This is a genomic window from Chitinimonas viridis (genome assembly GCF_030409555.1).
Classification (GTDB): Bacteria; Pseudomonadota; Gammaproteobacteria; order Burkholderiales; family Chitinimonadaceae; genus Chitinimonas; species Chitinimonas viridis.
The window spans coordinates 309,602-330,457 of sequence record NZ_JAUFPU010000019.1 but is presented as its reverse complement, the minus strand read 5'-3'; the positions used below and the strand labels follow the sequence as shown (position 1 = coordinate 330,457).

General features: G+C 59.5%; 18 protein-coding genes. 14 read left to right on the top strand and 4 right to left on the bottom strand.

The genetic code is table 11. From position 1 onward, the window contains the following. The first annotated feature begins 9 nt into the window (after nt 1–9). From ligA to QWZ03_RS20050, 5 genes are all read left to right on the top strand, one after another. On the top strand, nt 10–2,121 hold the full coding sequence (ligA, locus tag QWZ03_RS20070) for an NAD-dependent DNA ligase LigA (RefSeq protein ID WP_290334448.1): 2,112 nt from the start codon (nt 10–12) through the stop codon (nt 2,119–2,121). Nucleotides 2,122–2,143: 22 nt separating this feature from the next. After that, nucleotides 2,144–3,028 carry a UTP--glucose-1-phosphate uridylyltransferase GalU gene (galU, locus tag QWZ03_RS20065; protein ID WP_290334392.1) on the top strand — a complete coding sequence of 295 codons (885 nt, stop codon included), beginning with the start codon at nt 2,144–2,146 and terminating at the stop codon, nt 3,026–3,028. Continuing rightward, on the top strand, nt 3,025–3,471 hold the full coding sequence (locus QWZ03_RS20060; RefSeq protein ID WP_284196068.1) for a GNAT family N-acetyltransferase: 447 nt from the start codon (nt 3,025–3,027) through the stop codon (nt 3,469–3,471). Before galU ends, QWZ03_RS20060 begins: the two co-directional genes overlap by 4 nt. Before the next feature lie 138 nt (nt 3,472–3,609). Continuing rightward, nucleotides 3,610–4,356 (top strand): S-methyl-5'-thioinosine phosphorylase, encoded by a 747-nt coding sequence (locus QWZ03_RS20055; RefSeq protein ID WP_284196067.1) that lies wholly within the window; start codon nt 3,610–3,612, stop codon nt 4,354–4,356. Further along, a complete protein-coding gene (locus QWZ03_RS20050; protein ID WP_290334391.1) occupies nt 4,346–4,882 on the top strand; it encodes a peptide deformylase in 537 nt (178 codons plus the stop codon). The genes QWZ03_RS20055 and QWZ03_RS20050 overlap by 11 nt, the downstream gene beginning before the upstream one ends. 80 nt (nt 4,883–4,962) lie before the next feature. On the opposite strand, the gene QWZ03_RS20045 is transcribed toward QWZ03_RS20050, so the two are convergent. The 4 genes from QWZ03_RS20045 to QWZ03_RS20030 form a co-directional block, all read right to left on the bottom strand. Beyond that, nucleotides 4,963–5,433 carry a DUF3617 domain-containing protein gene (locus QWZ03_RS20045; RefSeq protein WP_290334389.1) on the bottom strand — a complete coding sequence of 157 codons (471 nt, stop codon included), beginning with the start codon at nt 5,431–5,433 and terminating at the stop codon, nt 4,963–4,965. A gap of 67 nt (nt 5,434–5,500) precedes the next feature. Beyond that, complete coding sequence (locus tag QWZ03_RS20040; RefSeq protein ID WP_284196060.1) at nt 5,501–6,043, bottom strand: class I SAM-dependent methyltransferase; 543 nt, start codon at nt 6,041–6,043, stop codon at nt 5,501–5,503. A gap of 57 nt (nt 6,044–6,100) precedes the next feature. Continuing rightward, entirely contained in the window at nt 6,101–7,108 is a 1,008-nt protein-coding gene (locus QWZ03_RS20035) for a tetratricopeptide repeat protein (RefSeq protein WP_290334388.1), read from the bottom strand. A gap of 184 nt (nt 7,109–7,292) precedes the next feature. Then, nucleotides 7,293–9,650 (bottom strand): tetratricopeptide repeat protein, encoded by a 2,358-nt coding sequence (locus QWZ03_RS20030; protein ID WP_290334386.1) that lies wholly within the window; start codon nt 9,648–9,650, stop codon nt 7,293–7,295. A 515-nt stretch (nt 9,651–10,165) separates the two neighbouring features. Between QWZ03_RS20030 and QWZ03_RS20025 the strand changes: the two genes are divergently transcribed. The 9 genes from QWZ03_RS20025 to pseG all read left to right on the top strand — a co-directional run bounded on the left by QWZ03_RS20025 (nt 10,166) and on the right by pseG (nt 20,803). Beyond that, nucleotides 10,166–11,176, top strand: a complete 1,011-nt coding sequence (locus tag QWZ03_RS20025) for a hypothetical protein (RefSeq protein ID WP_290334385.1) — start codon at nt 10,166–10,168, stop codon at nt 11,174–11,176. Between the two features lie 175 nt (nt 11,177–11,351). Next, nucleotides 11,352–12,113, top strand: coding sequence for a tetratricopeptide repeat protein (locus QWZ03_RS20020; RefSeq protein WP_290334384.1), 762 nt, complete (start codon nt 11,352–11,354; stop codon nt 12,111–12,113). 66 nt (nt 12,114–12,179) lie between these two features. Continuing rightward, nucleotides 12,180–14,699 carry a tetratricopeptide repeat protein gene (locus tag QWZ03_RS20015; protein WP_290334383.1) on the top strand — a complete coding sequence of 840 codons (2,520 nt, stop codon included), beginning with the start codon at nt 12,180–12,182 and terminating at the stop codon, nt 14,697–14,699. An 81-nt stretch (nt 14,700–14,780) separates the two neighbouring features. After that, nucleotides 14,781–15,776, top strand: coding sequence for a UDP-N-acetylglucosamine 4,6-dehydratase (inverting) (pseB, locus tag QWZ03_RS20010; protein WP_290334382.1), 996 nt, complete (start codon nt 14,781–14,783; stop codon nt 15,774–15,776). A 4-nt stretch (nt 15,777–15,780) separates the two neighbouring features. Then, on the top strand, nt 15,781–16,932 hold the full coding sequence (gene pseC / locus QWZ03_RS20005) for a UDP-4-amino-4,6-dideoxy-N-acetyl-beta-L-altrosamine transaminase (protein WP_290334381.1): 1,152 nt from the start codon (nt 15,781–15,783) through the stop codon (nt 16,930–16,932). 30 nt (nt 16,933–16,962) lie between these two features. Further along, nucleotides 16,963–17,847 (top strand): TylF/MycF/NovP-related O-methyltransferase, encoded by an 885-nt coding sequence (locus QWZ03_RS20000; protein ID WP_290334380.1) that lies wholly within the window; start codon nt 16,963–16,965, stop codon nt 17,845–17,847. 56 nt (nt 17,848–17,903) lie between these two features. Then, entirely contained in the window at nt 17,904–18,521 is a 618-nt protein-coding gene (locus QWZ03_RS19995; protein ID WP_284196051.1) for a pseudaminic acid biosynthesis-associated methylase, read from the top strand. Between the two features lie 63 nt (nt 18,522–18,584). Further along, on the top strand, nt 18,585–19,295 hold the full coding sequence (gene pseF / locus QWZ03_RS19990) for a pseudaminic acid cytidylyltransferase (RefSeq protein WP_290334379.1): 711 nt from the start codon (nt 18,585–18,587) through the stop codon (nt 19,293–19,295). After that, nucleotides 19,292–20,803, top strand: coding sequence for a UDP-2,4-diacetamido-2,4,6-trideoxy-beta-L-altropyranose hydrolase (gene pseG, locus QWZ03_RS19985; RefSeq protein ID WP_290334378.1), 1,512 nt, complete (start codon nt 19,292–19,294; stop codon nt 20,801–20,803). Before pseF ends, pseG begins: the two co-directional genes overlap by 4 nt. Nucleotides 20,804–20,856 lie beyond the last annotated feature (53 nt).

Below are 20,856 nucleotides of genomic sequence, written 5' to 3'. Positions count from 1 at the left end.
AAATACATGATGACTTCTCTTGCCGAACGCGCTGCCGAACTGCGCGCGCTACTGCATCGCTATGGCCATGAGTACTATGTGCTTGACGCCCCCAGCGTACCCGATGCTGAGTACGATAGATTGTTCCGTGAGCTGGATGCACTGGAAACAGCCCACCCCGAGCTAAAGACTGCGGATACTCCGACCCAGCGGGTAGGCGGCAAGACGCTGCCGGAATTTGCCCAGGTGCGGCATGACGTACCCATGCTGTCCATCCGTACTGAAACCGACTCCGGCCCTGGTGGGGCCGCAAATTTTGATGCCAAGGTACGACGTGACCTTGGCCTGGCGGCCGATGCGCCGGCCATTGCTTATGCGGCCGAGCTGAAGTTCGATGGCCTGGCTATCAGCCTGCGATACGAAGCTGGCATCCTGGTACGGGCTGCCACGCGTGGCGATGGCGAGACCGGCGAGGATGTCACCCAGAATATCCGCACCATAGGCCAGATTCCTTTGCGCCTGGCGGGTGTGGCAGCGCCCGTGCTCGAAGTGCGTGGCGAGGTCTATATGCGGCGTGACGATTTCGACGCACTCAATGCCCGCCAGCGTGAGCGCGGTGAGAAGACCTTCGTCAATCCGCGCAATGCGGCGGCAGGTGCGGTACGCCAGCTGGATCCCCGCATCGCCGCACAGCGGCCACTCAGCTTCTTTGCCTATGGCTTGGGGCAGGTGGAAGGCTGGGCGCTGCCAGGCAGCCACAGCGCCATGCTGGACGCCCTGGTGACCATGGGTATCCCGGTATGCACCGACCGCGCCATCGCAGAGGGCGCTGCGGGGTTGGTGGCTTTTCATACTGCCATCGCGGCCAAGCGAGATAGCCTGCCGTTTGATATTGATGGTGTGGTGTACAAGGTTGATGACCGTGCCTTGCAGGCGCAGTTGGGATTTGTCAGCCGTGAACCCCGCTGGGCTGTGGCGCACAAGTATCCGGCACAGGAGATGCTGACCACGGTGGAGAGCATAGACGTACAGGTGGGCCGCACTGGCGCCATTACACCGGTGGCCCGCCTGGCGCCTGTATTTGTGGGTGGCGTCACGGTCACCAATGCCACCTTGCATAATATTGACCGTATACGCCAACTGGATATCCGCGTCGGCGACACCGTGATAGTTCGCCGTGCGGGGGATGTGATCCCCGAAGTGGTCGATGTGGTGATGGAGCGCCGCCCAGTGATCGCCGAGGCGGTGGACCTGCTGTCACCACCCCGAGAGGTGGCGAAGTACCAGCCCTTCGAGATGCCGGCAGCTTGCCCTGTCTGTGGCTCCCATGTGGCCCGGGAGGAGGGGGAGGCGGCCTACCGCTGTACGGGGGGGCTGGTCTGCTCGGCGCAGCGCAAGCAGGCGCTGCTGCATTTTGCCAGCCGACGCGCCATGGATATCGAGGGTCTGGGTGACAAGCTGGTAGAGCAGTTGGTGGACGTGGGCTTGGTTCGGACACCGGCTGATTTCTATAAATTGGGCATCGTCAAACTGGCAGAGCTGGAGCGTATGGCAGAGAAGTCGGCTGCCAACCTGCTGGCCGGCATAGACAAAAGCCGCAACACCACCTTGGCCAGATTCATCTATGCCCTGGGGATACGGAATGTGGGTGAAACCACAGCCAAGGATTTGGCGCGCCACTTTGGCAAGCTGGACGCCCTGCTGGATGCCGCGACACTGGACGACCAGCCTGCTGCGCTGGCTGCCCTGCAGGCAGTACCGGATGTGGGGCCGGTGGTTGCGCAGAGCATTCGTGATTTTCTGCAGGAGAGCCATAATCGCGAGGTGGTGGAGCAACTGCGCGCTGCAGGTGTGCGCTGGGACGAGTTCGAGCCCAGCGAAAACCTGGCGACAGGCCCCTTGCTTGGCAAGACCCTGGTGATTACCGGCACGCTACCCACCTTGAGCCGCGACGAGGCCAAGGCGCTGATCGAGGCGGCTGGCGGGAAGGCGTCGGGTTCGGTTTCGAAGAAGACCGATTACCTGGTGGCTGGCGAGGAGGCTGGCTCCAAGCTGGCCAAGGCGCAGGAACTTGGTGTGCCCATACTGGACGAAGCGGGTCTGCTCGCGCTGTTGTCGCCGGCAGCCACAACCGAAACATAAAGATTCAGGCGGATATCTCCGAATGCAAAAAGTTACCAAGGCGGTCTTCCCAGTTGCTGGACTGGGCACGCGTTTTTTGCCTGCCACCAAGGCCAGCCCCAAAGAAATGCTGAACGTAGTGGACAAGCCATTGATCCAGTACGCCGTGGAGGAGGCCATCGCCGCCGGCATCACCGAGATGATATTTGTGACGGGCCGTAACAAGCGCGCTATTGAGGACCATTTCGACAAGGCCTATGAGCTGGAGACCGAGCTGGAGGCCAAGCAAAAGCATGAGTTGCTGGAGATGGTGCGCAATATCATTCCGCGCAATGTCTGCTGCGCCTACGTGCGCCAGCCCGAGGCCTTGGGCTTGGGCCATGCCGTACTCTGCGCCCGTCCGCTGGTCGGTGACGAGCCCTTTGCGGTGATCCTGGCTGATGACCTGATTGATGCTACCAAGCCAGTGATGCAGCAGATGGTGGAGCTGTATGACGATACCCACAGCTCAATCATTGGCGTGCAGGAGGTAGCGCGCGAGGAGACAGGCTCGTACGGCATTGTTGTGGCTGCACCGAATGGCGGTGGGCACCTCAAGATTTCCGGCATCGTTGAGAAGCCCAAGCCGGCTGAAGCACCTTCCACCATGGCCGTGGTGGGGCGTTACATACTGAGCCCGCGCATTTTCCGGCATTTGATCAAGGCAAGCCCAGGCAAGGGCGGTGAAATACAGCTGACCGATGCCATTGCTGCCCTACTGGAAGAGGAACGGGTGTTGGCCCTGCCTTTTGAAGGGGTGCGCTACGATTGCGGCACCAAGCTTGGCTATCTACAGGCCACGCTGGCCTATGCTTCGCGCCATCCCGAGGTGGGCAAGGAGTTCACGGCCTATCTGCATCAATTCTGCACCACAGGTGAGCAGCTATGAAATTACGCCAGCTCAAGGCAGGGGATGATCTGGCGGAAGCCACCCGACTGTTTGATGCCTACCGGCAGTTCTACCAGCAGCCATCCGACCAGAGTGCGGCCCGCACCTGGCTGACCATGCGCCTGCAAAGCGAACAGTCCGTTGTTTTTCTGGCAGAACTGGATGGCAAGGCGGTGGGCTTCATGCAGCTCTACCCGACCTTCTGTTCGGTGGCGCTGGCGCCCATCTGGGTGCTGTACGACCTATATACCGCAGCCGAGGCACGCGGCCATGGCGTGGCTACCGCCATGCTGGAGGAAGCACGCCGGCTGGGGCGCGCCAGCGGTGCCGCCTATCTGCAGCTTTCTACCGCGCACGACAATACGGTAGCGCAGCGTGTATACGAGGCGCACGGCTGGCAATATGATCAGGTGTTTCGCACCTACACCCTGGCGCTGGATTGAAGCGGCAAGCCAGTCTGTTTGCATCATTGCCGCAGGTTTGGCACAGTGGGTATTCCTGAGCGCCCCCAAGCCGTGGTATTGCCCGCACTGCAAACCCGCTTACAATAAAGCTCGAACGAACAAGAAAGGGACGGGCGCATGCTCGCCATCATCGGCGGAACCGGTCTTACCCGGCTCAAGAATCTCAAGATCACACATCGGCAGGTTATTCGCACCCCCTATGGCGAGCCTTCTGGCGCACTGACGTTTGGCGACATCAATGAGCATCAGGTGGTGTTCATTGCCCGGCATGGTTACGGCCATACCATCCCACCGCATGAAATCAACTACCGCGCCAATATCTGGGCGCTGGCCGAACAGAAGGTCAAGCGCGTGGTGTCGGTCTGCACAGTGGGTGGCATACGCGACGACCTACCGCCGGGTACGGTGGCGGTGCCTGATCAGATCATTGATTACACCAGTGGCCGCAAGCACACCTATTTTGAAGGTGGCGACAAGCCGGTAACCCATGTGGACTTTACCGAGCCATACAACCCCAAGCTGCGTGCGCGCATACTCAAGGCTGCCCATGCTGCCGGGCAGAAGGTGGTGGATGGTGGTGTCTATGCCGCGACGCAAGGCCCCCGGCTGGAAACCGCCGCCGAGATCAACCGCATCTTCAACGATGGTGGGCACATGGTAGGCATGACAGGCATGCCCGAGGCCGCCCTGGCCCGCGAGGCCGGCTTGCGCTATGCCACCATCGCCGTGGTCTCCAATTGGGCTGCCGGCCGTGGCAATAGCCAGCACCATGTCGATCTGGCTGCGGCCGAAGGGGTTTTTGGCGAGGCCATTGAGCATGTGCACCGCATACTGGAAGCCTTGGTGAAAGTCGATGGCGATTAGGCCGATAGTCAAGATGGGCAGCCCGCTGTTGTTGCAAACAGCGGAGCTGGTAACGCCTGAAGAGTTTGGCTCGCCGGAGTTGGCAGCCCTGATACAGGACATGCAGGACACCATGCAGGCCATGGATGGGGCAGGCATTGCTGCGCCGCAGATAGGTGTTTCCAAGCAGTTGACCCTGTTTGGCGGCTTCAAGAGCCCGCGCTACCCGGATGCTGAAATCGTACCGTTCACCATTCTTTGCAACCCCATCCTCACGCCTCTGGGTGAGGAGATGGTGGATGACTGGGAAGGCTGCCTTAGCGTGCCTGGCATGCGTGGCCTGGTGCCGCGCTACCAGCATTTGCGTTACCAGGGTTTTGACGAGCATGGGCAGGTGATAGACCGTACGGTGGAGGGCTTTCATGCGCGCGTGGTGCAGCATGAATGCGATCATCTGTTCGGCATGCTTTACCCTATGCGCATCAAGGATCTGCGTGACTTTGGTTTTACTGATGTGCTGATGCCGGGCTTGGCCGAGCTGGACTAGATTTGCGGCAAGATGGCATACAACAAGAAACCCCGCTTATGGCGGGGTTTCTTGTTTGCCCATACATACTACTGTGTTGGCTAGCTAGCCTTCTCTGGTGGCGGGCAGGCGCCCAGGTACTTGCTTTCGTCCTTGAAGGATATCCAGCGGGTGCTGCCTGGAATGCGCTCGCCCACCAATACCTCTGAAACCAGGCTGTCGCCACTTACCTTTATATCGATCACCCCCGGCCCAGGTGGTTCGCCCTGGCAAAGCAACTTGGCCTGGTAGCTGTTGGTGGTGATGGCCTTGTCGATAATCTTGCAACCGTTGGTTACATCAGGCCGGCCATAGCCGGTAATGGCCAGTACGCCTTCGGGGTCGCCTGGTTTGATGCAGCCGTGATAGCGGACGGTCTTGGGCGGGAAGGGCATGGCGCCCAGCTCCATGGTGCGGTCAACCTGCCAAAGCCCCGGCTTGACCTTGAGTGTTTCAGCAGCCTGTGCCGCAGTCAGCCCGCCTGCCAGCAGAACCATACCGGCCATGGTATTTATCTTGAGCATATGCATCATGACGCGAACTCCATACAGTTGAGTGGCCTTGCCATCTTGTTGATTGTACAGGCCAGACAAGGTTCCCTTATTTGACAGCCAGCGCCCAGAGATCGTAGCCCTCGCCGTGGCGTACCGAGACTTCGCTGAAACCGGTATTCAACAGATGTTGCCCCAAGGTCTTGGCGGTGAAGGCTGTGCGGTGCGCCATAAAGAGGTTGCCGGCGGCCATGGAGCTACGCAGGCCGTACATCATGTCTATTGGGCAGATGGGGCCGGCGGGGGAGATATAGGCGGTGTCTTCCAGCCTGTCCGCAGCCACCAGCTGTGCCACTGCCTGTATATCGGGCAGGGTGATCAGGGCAAAGCCACCTGGTTTGAGCACGCGGCGGAATTCGGACAGGGCCACGGGTACTTCGTGCGGATAGAGGTGCTCGACATTGTGTGACGAGAATATGGCATCGAAGCCCCCGTCCTCGACCGAGGACATGTCGGTCATGGTGCCGATGAGATCCGGCTTGACGTTGGGGTCGATGTCGAAGCGGATTTCCTGCCATTCGCCAAAACGGAAGATGGGGTGGACGCGCAGCGGATGGTAGTCGCCGCAACCTACATGGAGGACTTTACGCATGGTTCATTCCTGTGTCGCGCGGAGCGCTGAGTTGAACGGGCAGCATGCCGAGGCAGTTCAGGCGGCTGGATGAGCTGCCTGCAGGGTTTCAAGTGCCGCAAGCGCGTCGGGGTGGGCTGGATGCAGTTGCAAGCTGCGCTGTAGATCACTGATGGCACTTGCTGTCTGACCCAGCTTGGCGCGCGACACGCCACGCATGCGATAGGCATCGGCCAGCTCGGGCACCAGGGCAATGGCTTCGCTGAAAGCGGCGACTGCATCGGCGTGCCTGTCCAGATCGGCGAGTACGATGCCGAAGTTCATGGTGGCGTTCAAGGTGGCCTCCATGTTCGATCCAGGTTGGCGACGTAACTGCTCAAAGCAGGCCAGCGCCAGCTCATTGGCCTTAAAGGCACGTGCCTGGTTGGCAAGGCGGCCCAACACTTCCGGGTCGCCGTTCACCATGCTGACCAGGGTTTGCAGATGATCCAGTGCGGCGGCATGCTGGCCTGCCAGGCTGATGGCAACTATTTGTTGCACCCTGAGTGCAAGCTGGTCGGGCCAGCGTGCGACGGCGGTGTCGAGGCGGGCGTGGGCGGCATGGGCTTCGCCTTGGGCCAACAGGGCGCCGGCCAGCATGACCCACCATTCAACCGGCGCTTCATCGATGGCATCGACCATGGGCTCGAGCAAGGCGCGGACGCGGGCCTGGTCACCCAGGCTGGCACAGACGTTGGCCAGGTTGGCATTGATGGCCGGGTCGCTGGGTTCCAGCGCCAATGCCTGTTCCAGCGCCTGCCGTGCATTGTGCAGCATGCCACTGGCGCGCAGGCCCAGACCGAAGCTGTTCAGGGTCCGGGCGTCATTGGGTTCGCGCAGCAGACTGACGCGCAAGAAGGCAACGGCTTCTTCATAGCGTTCCAGCATCAGTTGCACCATGCCCATCAAGGCCAGTGCCCTTGCATCCAACGGCGATTCGGCCAATCTGGCCTGCAAGCCTGTGGCTGCCAGCCCCAGATTGCCCGCCTGCATGAGTGCAGTGGCTTCTTTCTCCCAGTTTTCGGCGCTCTCTTGCGTTGAAACCATTGTCTCTCCCTTTTTGGTTTTGACTGATTGCATCGGGTGTTGGGGCCTGCCGGCTGCCTCGACTCGTGATCGAGACCGGATGCGAGTGAGAAATTTCGGCGCAGCCTATGAAGGTATAGGTGAGAAGAAATTTTTCGCGCGCAGCGCCGTATCGGGACGAAAGCGAGTTGTCCGGCAGTTTCCTTTATGCGGAGTGGGTGCTGCTCTGGTCGGTTCCGGCATGCTGTGCTACGTGCTCTCGCCAGATAGTGCGCAAGGCTGCTTCAAAGTCATGGGTAAATGCCTTGGCATCGCCCAGGGTGGAGCGGGAGAAGCGATCACGCATGCCTAGCCTGGTAGCGGCAAGCTTGGCGGTGTCGCCAGCAAGCTGCCGTGCACGGCGGCGATAGTCGGCCGTGTCGGTTGCTATCCAGTCGGGTAGATCCAGTGCGTTCAGGATGCTGGCGCCAGCACGCTCGAATGAGCTAGGGCCGGCCAGAGTCAGGACGGGTAGCCCCATCCACAATGTCAGCAAGCTGGTGACGCCGCCGGGATAGGGGAAGGTGTCGAGCGCGATGTCCACCTGCTTGAGGAGTTCAAGGAATTCCGGCAGCGGCTTCTTGCCGAATACCGTCACTCGCTCGCGCGGGACTTCGCGCAGTGCAAACAAGCGATAGATGCGGTCGATTGCTGCGGTGTTATCGGCCGATTCGCCGCTGTAGACCAGTAGCTTGGCATCAGGGAAGTCTTCCAGCAGCATCTCGGCCCAGGTATCGAGTACCTTGCTATTGGCACGGGAGAAGTGGGTAAATGCGCCGAAGGTAAGGTGGCCGTTCTGTAACAGCGGCAGTGGCGCTATGGCACTTGCGCCTGAGGGTGGCTGGAAGCAGAAGGCGCTGGGCAGACGCAGCAGTTTCTCGCTGTGCCACTGTTCGGTCTGGCCGATGGGATCCATCTGTGCATCACTGATGCGCCAGTCCATTGCATCCAGCCCGGTGGTGGCAAAGAAACCCAGCCAGCTGATCTGGATAGGCGCGGGTTTCAGTGCAAACACCTTGAGACGGCTCCCCTGCGTGTGCACCGAAAGATCGAACAGAATATCAATGGCATCCTGGCGGATGCGGTCTGCCAAGACTTCGGGTATCAGGGGCACAATATTGCGCCAATGGGTGGCGTGCGCCCGCAACCTGGCGGTGACTTCGTCTTCCTGGTTGTTGGCGGCATAGCAAACAATCTCGAACTGGTCTTTGTCCAACTCACGCAGCACGGGCTCCAATAGCTTGGCGACAGCATGATCGCGGAAGTCGGCGGACACAAAGCCCAGCCTGAGCTTACGGTTGGGGTCGGTGGCATGCGGTAGCGCCTGCTGTTTGTCCTTGAGCGGCAGGGCAAAGCGCTCGTTCCAGAGGCGTGCCTCGGCATAGCGCGTGTCGGCGCTGCTGGTGTGATCGTAATGCAGCGAGAAGATCAGATTGCTTTGCAGCTCAGGCTTGTCGGGTGCCAGCACGATGGCCTGACGCAGGCTTTGCAGGCCCAGTGCCACATCGCCGGCACGCACTTGGGCTACTGCCAGGTTGGACAGTAGCGGCCATTCGCCCGGTGCCAGCATCAGAGCGTGGCGGAAATGTTCGGCGGCGCCGCGGACGTCACCCTTGGCGCTGAATACGGAGCCGAGATTGGCATAGCAGGCTGCCAGATTGGTGCCGCGCAGGCGCATGGCTTGCTGTATGCAGTCGATGGCGCCTGCGTAATCCCCCAGGAACTGCTTGATGGTACCCAGGTTGCCCAGCACATCGCTGGCCTCGGGCTCCAGTTCGAGCACGCGCTCCAGGGTGGCATGGGCCTCCTTATGCCTGCCCATATAGCTGAGGCCAACGGCATGGGCACGCAGTATTGTGGTGTTGTCGGGGTTGATGGCCAGCTGGTCGCTGACCAGCATTTCGGCCTCGGTATATTCGCCTAGCTGATACAGGACAGAGATCAGGTTGTTGCGCGCTTGATACAGGCTGGGCATCCATACCTGGGCCTGCCGTAGATGGAATGCCGCTTTTTCCAGCTCGTTGCGGCGCATATGGAGATGGCCGAGGTTGTTGTGGGCTTCGGCGTGGGTGGGCCGGAACAGCAGGGCAAGCCGCAGGCTTTCGGCGGCAGCATCGTCCTGGCCTAGTTCAGCCTGCACAACTGCCAGGTTGTAATGGCCATCAGGGTTGGCTGGATTGAGCTCGATGGCCTTGCGGTAGTACTTTGCCGCCTCGCTGAACCGGCCGGCAATTTTTTCCACGTTGCCGAGATTGACCAGCCCCTGAACCATCTTGGGCTCAAGCTCCACCGCGCGTTCCAGCTGCTTTCTTGCGCCATCCAGATCGCCGGCCTGGGCCAGTACCACGCCATAGGCATTGATCAGGGGAATGAAATCGGGATTACCTTCCAGCATGGGTTCCAGCAGGGCCAGGGCCTCTGCATGCTTGCCTTGCTCGCTGAGTTTGCTGGCACGCATGACCTTGTCGGCCGGTGCTTCCTTGCTTGCTTCTTCTTGAGTGCTCTGGGTCTGTTCGCTAGTCATGGCAGGAGAGGAAGAGATAAATGGCGCAGGGAACAAGTGCAAGAGTTGTGCCGCCAAGCCTATGGCTGACGCAAGGTAGGCAACTCATGGTAGGCATAGCTGCGAGAGCTTGTCGATACTCTTGGCAAAGAATGGCCTGCCGTGCGGCCGGGAAGGGTATCGATGGTGTTGCAATGTACTGTGCTGCCGTATGCGCTGGGTTGCCGCCTGATCATGTGATGGGACAGGGGGGGGAATATATCCCTGAATGCGCAAGGAAATTGCGCCTCAAACTGGCGCGAATACTGCTATAGAGAAAGGGCCGAACAGTGATGGGTTGTTGGTATTTTTCACAATAAGTAGAGCTAAAGTTCTAGAAATGCGCGTCGATAACATGTGCGGTGGTCTTGTACGTGGGGTGGCTGTGGATTCAAGGGCTTGGTTGTACTTCAGTAAATACTGATACTTGAATTTACCTTTTACCCGTCCTACTATCGATTCGCACCATCAACCCTTTGCGCAAAGGAGCTTCAATCATGCAACACAAGCTTATCAAGACCTCACTAGGGGTCGGCTTGCTTGCTGCGGGTCTTACCGCACAAGCTGCTGATTACCCGAGCTTTGGTCAGGGGCAGGTGTACTACAAGCCCTTGACTACTGGTGGTATCTATTTCGCGTCACTGATGCCTAATGGTGACGAAACCACCTCCAGCGTGCTTCTGCTTGAGATGATCCAAGGCACTGGGACTGCACCTAACACCTGGACCTACATCGTCAGCAGCTCGACACTGGCCGCATCCTCGGGTCGCAGCATTGCCCTGACCATCGGTGCAGCAGGTGCCAACGAACCGGCAGCCAGCGCGTATTCCAAGTTCACCAACGGCCGCAATACGGCGGGTGTGTTCCTGACCACGGGTGCGACCAGCCTGCCGGTGGCTGCGCTACCGTTCTCCTATTCGTCGGTTTCCGGTTCGGGCTCGACGGCGGTGACCTGTGATGTGACGTTCAATGCGAATGTCGATATCGCCGATCAGATGACTTACGCTGTGACTGCCAACCGTCCGAAGAACTGGGCGTTCACTGCCACGGGTGCTGTTGGCCTGACTGCTGCTTCGGCCAATACCGATGCAGTGGGTTTTGTGACTGCCATTGCCCGTGCAAGCGGCGCGAACTCCACCAGCGGTACGGTGACTTTGTCCTTGGTACCTATCGCTGGCGGCATGTTCCAGCAAACGGCAACCAATGTGACGGCTACCTACCCGACGATCAGCAACACCATTGGCACCTTGTTCTACTTCAACGGCTCAGCTGCCGGTGCCGCTTCGACCAACAACGCCACCGTGCTATCGGGTACCGCAACAGCCGCATTTGGCACCAACGGCCTGCCTTCGGCAGTCAACGCCGGTAGCCAACTGGCTGGCTCGGTAGCCTTTGGCGCGACTTCTGCCGTGGCCTTGAACAGCTGTATCAATGTCAAGGTGGCACGCGAGAAGTACAACGCTGGCGTGCTGGGCAGTGTTGGCGCTGGTATGCTGAAGCTGTGGTAGTTTCGGGCTTCGAGGAAAACCACCGTTTCGACGGTGGTTTTTTTTCGCCTGGGCGATCTTCGCGCAGGGGCTTGTCCTTGCTATGCTCATTGATATCCAGCGTTGCTGCGCTGGGTGCCACGCCGCAGCAGTCCTTATTGTTGGTCCCTTTCAAACTCAATCACGTATCGGCCATATGAAAGAAGATCCGCTCTACCTTACCCCGGACCAAGCTACTGAATGGGCTTGGCAGTGCCTGCGTGAAAACAAGCTGCAAGATGCTGAAAATCTGTGTGAAAAGCTCGCCACTCGGTATCCCGAGCATGGCGGCAATTGGTATCTGCGTGCCTTGGTGGCACAGGCAGATGGCCGCCATGGCGATAGCCTGGAATACCTGGGCCGGGTAGCGCACCAGCCCGAGCTGACGATACCCCTGATGCAAGCCAAGGGACATGCCCATGCCGCGCTGGGGCAGTGGGCTGAGTCACTGGAGCAATATGAGTTGCTGATCAGCCTGCAGCCGGATGTAGCCGACGGTTACTTCCAGGCCGGGGTGGCTTGCCGCGAGCTTGGCAAGGTGGATGAAGCGCGCAGACATTTTCGCCGTGCAGGCATGCTTGATGAGTCGCGTGGTGATGCCCCGTTCGCCCTGGGTGGCCTGCTGCTGGCAATGGGTCAGGCCGAACCGGCCTTGGCGGCGTTCAAACAGGCTGTGGCACGCTTGCCGGAAGACGCGGGGGCGCTCCTGAACCTGGGTTTGGCCTACCAGGCCATGGAAGATGCCGAGGCTGCCGAGCGCTGCTACCGGCAGTCATTGTCGCTCAAGCCAGATTTTGCCTTGGCGCACGCCAACCTGGGCTTGCTGCTGCAGGCACTGGATAGAGGTGCAGAGTCCAGCACCTTCATGGATGAAGCTATCAAGCTCGACCCCACACTGGCCCAGCCTCTGGGCCGCTAGCGGCAGGCCTGCCGTGCGCTGTGTTATTCCATTCAACATGCCCACATTATCCCGAGACGCGGAACGATGACACTAGCAAGTGATCAAGCAATAGAGGCCTGCCTGGAGCAGGGTGAGCATGACCAGGCGCTGGCTTTGGCAGAGGCTCGCCTACTGGCGCAGCAGCAGGATGTTCCGGCAGCATTCTATGCTGGCGTCAGCCTGTTTTTGCTGGAACGTACCGAGGAATCGGGCAGGGTGCTGGATTGGGTACTGGACGCACAGCCGGATCATCTACGGGCATTGAATGCCCGTGCGCAGGTTTGCCTGCAACAGCATGACCTGGATAGGGCCAAGCAGCTGCTTGAGCACGCCGTTGCCCTGGCACCCGATGATCTACGTACCAACTTCAATCTGGGGCAGGTATTGGTGCTCAAGGGGGACTCAGAGGATGCCGTGCCGCCGCTGGAGAAAGCCTTGGCGCAAAGCCCGGATTTGATTCCTGCACATCTTTACCTGGCCGACTGCAAGTATGAGCTGCATGAGTATGAAAGCGCGCTGCAGCATTACCGTGTGGCCGGCGAGGCGACGCCCGATTCATTGGATATCAAGAACAATATTGCAGCCTGCCTGATACGCCTGGGCAATCTGGCGGAAGCCAAGAATACGCTGGACCTGATACTGGAGCAGGCACCCAAGGACCGGGGGGTGCTCTACAACCTGGCGGCAACCTGCCAGCTGGCCGGCATGCATGGCATGGCCATTGAGTACTTTCGCAAGTTATATGCGTACTTCCCCAATGACGTGGAGGTAGCCGTCAATTTCGGGCTGTCATACGAACGCTTGGGCTGGATGGACCAGGCTGCCGTTTACTACATGCGGGCAGCGCAGTTAGCGCCAGACTCGGCCGACCCGCATTGCTACCTTGGCGGTGTGTATGAGTTCCGCAAGCAGGATGAAAAGGCGCAGCAGGAATACGAGCGCTGCCTGGAGATCAAACCTGACCACTCTGAGGCGCTGGCCCGCCTGGCCAATCTCAAGAGCCGTCAGAACCTAGGTGAAGAGGCGGAGGCCCTGCTCCGCAAAGCGATTGAAGCCAAGCCCGATTGGGGATCGCCTTACCTGCAGCTGATCAACATACTGCAGGAGCGCCAGAGTTTCGATGAGGCGCTGGTGTTCATGGAAAAACTGGAGGACATAGCCGAAGGTGCCCATGAAACCTTGCTGACGCGTGCCAGCCTGCTGCTCAAGATGGGGCAGATTGCCAAGGCGATGGCGGTGTACCGGACGGTGCTGGAGGAGCAGCCACGCCACCCGGATGCTGCGTCGGGCATGCTGTTCTGCATGAACTATGACCCTGAGCTTTCGCCCGAGCGTCTGGCCGATGCCTACAAGGACTGGGACCGGTTGTTTGCCCGCCACCTGCTGCGCAAGGATGTCGTGTGGCCCAATGAAGTGCTGCCGGATCGTCGTTTGAAAGTGGGCTTTGTCTCGGGTGACCTGCGTGGCCACTCGGTAGCGTTCTTTCTTGAGCCTATCTTGCAGCAGCATGACAAGGACAAGCTCGATATCTATTGCTATTCGACCCACGCCTATACCGATACGGTTACGCTGCGGCTGATGAAGTACTCGGACCATTGGCGCTTTATCCATGATCTGTCGGATGAGGCGGTGCTGGAGCTGCTGCGACTCGATGAGATCGACATCCTGATCGACCTCTCCAACCATACGGCGCATCATCGGCTGTACCTGTTTGCGCGCAAAGCGGCGCCGATACAGATGACCTGGATAGGCATGCCGACGACCACTGGTATAGCAGCGATCGACTATCGGATTACCGATGCGCGCATGGATCCGGTAGGCATGACGGAGTCGCTGCACGCCGAGAAGTTGCTGCGCCTGCCCAGTTCCGGCTGGTGTTACCGGCCTGCCGATGAGGCACAGGGCCTGGAAGTCGGGGAGCTGCCTGCATTGCGTAACGGTCACCTCTCCTTTGCTTCATTCAATGCCTTCGGCAAGATCAACAATGAGGTGATCACGCTGTGGGCCACCCTGTTCAAGCGTATGCCTACGGCGGTGCTGCATATGTTTACCGGCGGCAAGGATGATGAATCCAACCTCAATGACACGGTGAACGAGACATTCGAGGCCTGCGGTTTCCCCATGGCGCAGCTCAGGCTGTTTGGCCGCAAGCCGCTGGATCAGTTTTATGCCTTTCACCAGCAGATAGATATCGCTCTGGATCCATTCCCCTACAACGGCGGCACCACGACCGCTCATGATCTCTGGATGGGCGTGCCGGTATTGACGCTGGCAGGCCGCAAACCCATACAACGCATGGGCGTCAGCATGAATACCAGCGTGGGCCTGGAGCAGTTCATTGCCCAGACACAGGAGGAGTATGTGGATATCGCCGTGTCTTTTGACAATCCGGCCGGTTACCAGCGCTTGGCCGGGATACGGGGGGCGCTGCGGCAGAACATGCAGGATTCGCCACTGATGAATGCCGAGCAGGTAACGCGTGATCTGGAAGACGGTTTGCGGACAGCTTGGTTAGCATGGTGTGAAACACAGAAAGAGCAGGCATCTACGCCTGTTCTGGCTTGATTCTTGCCTGTATGGCCTGATTGATAATCCAAGACAGAGGCCCTGGAAGGGATTCTGTGTTTCTGATGGGCGGGGAAGATCGTGTTCAATGATAAAAGCATCCTGATCACTGGCGGTACAGGCTCGTTTGGCCGCCGCTTTATCACCAACCTGCTCAAGCAATATACGCCGCGTCGCGTGGTGGTTTTTTCGAGGGACGAGCTCAAGCAGTACGAAATGCAGCAGACCTTCAATGCGCCCTGCATGCGTTATTTCCTGGGCGATGTGCGCGATGGTGAGCGGCTGACACAGGCGATGCGGGGCATAGACTTTGTCGTGCATGCTGCTGCGCTCAAGCAGGTTCCTGCAGCAGAGTACAACCCCACGGAATGCATACGCACCAATGTTAGCGGTGCCGAGAATGTAATCAAGGCGGCGCTGGAGAACGGCGTGCAGAAGGTGATTGCGCTGTCTACTGACAAGGCGGCCAGCCCCATCAATCTGTATGGCGCCACCAAGTTGCTGAGCGACAAGCTGTTTGTGGCGGCCAATAACATTGGCGGTGGTCAGGCAACCCGGTTTGCCGTGGTGCGCTATGGCAACGTGGTGGGCTCGCGTGGCTCGGTCGTGCCGTTCTTTCAGAAGCTGATCGACGATGGTGCCACAGCGCTGCCGATTACCGATGCCCGCATGACAAGGTTCTGGATTACCCTGGACCATGGCGTGGATTTCGTGCTGAAGAACTTCGCCCGCATGCGCGGCGGGGAGCTGTTCGTACCCAAGATTCCCTCCATTCGGATTACCGACCTGGCAGAGGCCATGGCTCCGCATTTGCCCCATCAGATAGTCGGCATACGCCCCGGCGAGAAGTTGCATGAGTTGATGGTGCCGCTTGATGATGCGCGCATGACCCTGGAGTTTGAGGATCATTTCGTGATTCAGCCATCCGCACGCTTTACCAATGTGGATATCGACTATGCGGTCGATGGTCTGGGCGAACGGGGCAAACCCGTTGATGAAGACTTCGAGTACCGCTCGGACACCAATCCGCAGTTCCTCTCGGTAGCCGAAACGGCTGCGCTCAACCAGCGGCCCTGATGCCATGATTCCTTACGGTCGCCAGCAGATAGACCAGGCCGATATTGATGCCGTGGTGGCCACCTTGCAGTCGGATTGGTTGACGCAAGGACCCGCCATTGCCCGGTTTGAACGTGCGATTGCCGAGCATTGCGAGGCCAGGCATGCAGTGGCTGTCTGTAACGCCACGGCGGCGCTGCATATTGCCTGCCTGGCGCTGGACCTGGGCCCTGGCGAATTGCTGTGGACCACGCCCAATACCTTTGTGGCTAGCGCCAATTGCGGGCGTTATTGCGGCGCCGATGTCGATTTTGTCGATATTGATCCGCGCACTTGGAATATGTGCCCGCAGCAATTGGCCCGCAAGCTGGAGGCCGCAGCACTGGCGGGCCGTTTGCCCAAGATCGTGGTGCCTGTCGCCTTCTCCGGGCAGAGCTGCGATATGGCACGCATACGCGAGCTGTCTCGCCAATATGGTTTTTATGTCATTGAGGATGCGTCACACGCAGTCGGGGCCAGCTATAGGGGCAGGCCGGTGGGTTGCGGTGATTACGCAGATATGACCATATTCAGCTTTCACCCGGTCAAGATCATTACGACCGGCGAGGGTGGTTTGATACTGACGAATCGCGATGATCTGGCCGAACGCTTGGCTCGCCTGCGCAGTCACGGCATTACCCGCGACGCTGCATTGATGCAGGGCGAGAGCGATGGCCCCTGGTATTACCAGCAACTGGAACTGGGCTACAACTATCGGATGACGGATATCCAGGCGGCTTTGGGTTATTCGCAGTGGCAGCGACTAGAGACGTTCCTGGCACGCCGCCGCGCCTTGGCTGCGCGCTATGATGTACTGCTGACCGATCTGCCTTTGCAACTTCCACACCGGCAAGCTGATGCGGAATCGGCCTGGCACCTGTATGTGGTCAGGGTGCAGGGTGGCTTGGATCATCGCAAGGTGTTTGATGCCTTGCGTATGGCGGGTATCGGCGTGAACCTGCACTACATCCCCGTACATACCCAGCCTTATTACCAGTCGCTGGGGTTCAAGCAGGGTGATTACCCTGAAGCGGAACGTTACTACGCCGAGGCTATCAGCCTGCCCATGTACGCTGCTTTGCAGGATGGCGAGCAGGATCAGGTGGTGGCAGCACTGCGCCAAGCCATTGCAGCCTAGGCGGGATAGTAGGCAAACATAGGATAGTCGATGCACCCAAGCGAACGCTATTTGTCCCTGCTGAAGAAAAGCCTGCTGAACGATCTCTATATCGAGAATGAAGCCAGGATCGTGATGCTGGCGTATCAATCACTGTTTTTTCCGGATCGCCCGGCGATAGGCCAGTTGATCAAGGAATTCCTGGCGATAGAGGAGACGCCGTATTTTGCTGCGGTGACCAGCAACAAGGAGACTGGCGGTGTGCTGCCCGCGATGCGCACGACGCCGAACGGTCAGGAAGAGATTACCGAGTTTCGCAATTTCTCGTTTGTGGCCCATTCGATGATAGGCCGCAAGCGCATGGACAATCTGCATCAGTGCCTGGATAGGATACGGCTGGATGGGATTGCTGGCGACCTGATAGAAACCGGGGTGTGGAAGGGGGGCGCCACCCTGTTCATGCGGGGCTTCCTGGCGGCACACGGCATGGATGACCGCAAGGTATGGGTGGCGGACTCCTTCGATGGTCTGCCCAAGGCCAGCTTGGTGCAGGACAAGGGGCTGGACTTCAGCAAGGGGCAGTACCCTTATCTGGCCATAGGCATTGATGCCGTGAAGGACCTGTTTGCCCGGTATGACCTGCTGGACGAGCAGGTACAGTTTCTCAAGGGGTGGTTCAAGGATACCCTGCCAATGGCGCCTATCGAGAAGCTGGCCCTTCTGCGGCTGGATGGCGACCTGTATGAGTCGACCATGGATGGCCTGCAGCACCTGTATCACAAGCTTTCCCCTGGCGGCTTTGTCATCGTCGATGACTACTTGTCGTTTCCGGGCTGCAAGGAGGCGGTGGACGACTATAGGCAGGCGCATGGGATAGTTGACGAGCTATTACCGATCGACGAGTTCTCGGCTTACTGGCGCAAGGCGGCCAGCTAGGCTGGCGGTAAAGTCGCTGGTGTTTTTTTGGTATTCATCTACTTAGGCAGGCAGCAATGCGTACACCCAGTGAACAGGAAGCCTTCTGGCAAGGTGATTTCGGCGATGACTATGTCGAGCGCAATCACGGACCGGCGCTATTGGCCAGCAACCTGGCCTTGTTTGCCAAGGTGCTGGGGCGCACAGGCAAGGTGGAAAGCCTGATCGAATTTGGCACCAACCGTGGCTTGAACCTGCAAGCCCTGAGGCAACTACTGCCACATTGCCAGCTGTCGGGCGTCGAACTGAATGCCAAGGCACATGCCGAGGTCAGCCAGTTGGGTATTGCCGATGTATGGCATGGCTCCTTGTTTGACTACCCGGTAAGCAAACAATCGGACCTTGCGCTGATCAAGGGGGTATTGATACATCTGGCGCCGGAGCTGTTGCCCATTGCCTATGGCAAGCTGTATGAAGCCAGCCGACGCTACATCCTGCTGGTGGAGTACTACAATCCGTCGCCGGTCGAGATCAGCTACCGTGGACATGAAGGCAAGCTGTTCAAACGGGATTTCGCTGGTGAGATGCTGGATCGCTACCCAGATCTGGCGTTGGTGGACTACGGTTTCAGCTACCGTCGCGACCCGGTTTTCCTAGGCACGGACTGCACCTGGTTCCTGCTGGAAAAGCGTTGACGCCCACCTGCGTTGAGCAGGGGGATGGTGAGTTGCCGGACAACCTAAGATAGCTGCCATGATATGACCAAGGTCGCCATTATTCCCGCACGGGGCGGTAGCAAGCGCATACCGCGCAAGAACATCAGGCTGTTTCATGGGCGCCCCATGATGGCCTATTCCATAGCAGCAGCAAAGGCGAGTGGCCTGTTTGACCGTATCGTTGTCAGCACGGACGACGCCGAGATCATGGCGCTGGCCCTTGGCCTGGGGGCCGAGGTGCCTTTCACCCGCCCAGCTGAGCTGGCCGATGACCACACCACCACCATCGCGGTGATACAGCACGCCATTACCGCCTTGCAGGCAGCGGGCGAGCCCGTGGAAATGGCCTGCTGCATCTATGCCACGGCGCCCTTCGTGCAGGCGCAGTACCTGCGTGCCGGCCATGCCGCGCTGAGTGCCCGCACCGACAAGGCCTATGCCTTCTCGGTAACCAGCTTTCCTTTTCCGGTGCAGCGCGCCATTCGACTGGACCAGGATGGCTGTATCGATGCGCTTTACCCGGAGTATCGCAACACCCGCTCGCAGGATCTGGAAGAGGCTTACCATGATGCCGGCCAGTTCTACTGGGGCCGGGCCGAGGCCTGGTTGCGGGGTGAGGTGATTTTCTCGCCTGCCTCCTTGCCCGTGATACTGCCGCGCCATCTGGTGCAGGACATCGATACGGCAGAGGATTGGCAGCGGGCGGAGTATCTCTATGGCGCCCTGTTGGCAGGAGGCGAGATACAGCCGTGAATATCCTGTTTCGGGCAGATGCATCGCTGGCAATAGGTTCCGGGCATGTCATGCGTTGCCTGACATTGGCCCATGTGCTGGCTACGGCAGGTGCAAAAGTGAGCTTTGCCTGCAGGGCCTTGCCGGGCAATGCGCTCGACCTTATCGCGGACCAGGGTTTTGTTGTCCATGCTTTGCCGGCGGTCTATCCGGGGGAGGTGGCCGAGGTGGATATCGAGGCAGCCCTGGACTGGCAAGCGGATATCGACGCCTTGCGGGCAGTGTTGTCCGCGCAGGCCCAGTTCGATTGGGTGGTGGTGGACCATTATGGCCTGGATGCACATTGGCAGCAGGCCGCCCGGCAATACGCCCAGTGCATTGCGGTGGTGGACGACCTGGCCAATCGTGGCCATGCGGCCGACCTGCTGCTGGACCAGAATCTGTCAGCACTACATGCCGATTACACCCGCTTGCTGCCAAACCATGCCAGGGCCTTGCTTGGCCCACGCTATGCCTTGCTGCGGCCGGCGTACCGTGGCGGAGCGACGATGGTTTCGCCAGTGGCAAGGCGGGTAGTAGTCAGTTTTGGCGGGGTGGATGCCGGCGGAGAGACATTCAAGGCCATGGATGCCCTGGCAGACCTGCCCGATCTGGAGGTGGATTTCGTGGCGGGTGCGGCCAACCCAGCCTGGGCAGGTTTGGTGCAAAAAGCAGAGGGCAAGCCGCAATGGCGCTTGCACCGGCATGTGGCTGACTTTGCCAGCCTGATGCGCCAGGCCGACCTTTTTGTCGGTGCTGGCGGTGGCACCAGTTGGGAGCGCGCTGCCTTGGGCCTGCCAACCCTATGCATTGCGGTTGCGCCTAATCAGGTTGCCAATGCGGAACATATGGCAGCCGCAGGTGCGCAGCTGTATCTAGGCGAGGCCGGGCAGGTGACCGTGGCGGGTTTGCGTGAGGCCATACGGCTGCTGGCAGGCAACCATGGCTTGCGCCGCAGTCTGTCGCAGCGATCGGGGCAACTGGTAGATGGCCTGGGGGCGCAGCGAGTCGCGGCGGCTTTGCTGGCACAAGGCCTAAGGCTACGACCGGCGACTCAGGACGATGCCCGTTTGCTGCATGAAGGGCGCAATGCCGAGTCGGTGCGGCGTTGGTCGTTACAGACTGCACCCATTCCATGGGATAGGCACCTGGCTTGGCTGGCGGCATCGCTGCTCAACCCGGATCGCCGCTTACTGGTGGCCGAAGCCAGCGACGGGCCGGTGGGAGTACTGCGTTATGACCATACTGGGGCAGGGCGGGCCGAGGTGTCGATCTACCTGCTGGTGGGCCGCGAAGGCCTGGGCTGGGCCCGTGCCATGTTGCAGCGGGGCGATCAGCACATCAAGCAATACTGGCCCGATCTGCTGGCGATCGACGCTATCGTCAGGCCGGACAACCTGGCCTCCTTGGGCTTGTTCCGGCAAGCAGGGTATGTGCAGGCGGATTGCCATTTTGTACGGCATCTGGAGGCGGACCCGACCAGCTGCTGAAAGCGCGGCCCGATTGGCCTGCACGCAATGAAACAGGCCTGATAATCTTGTAG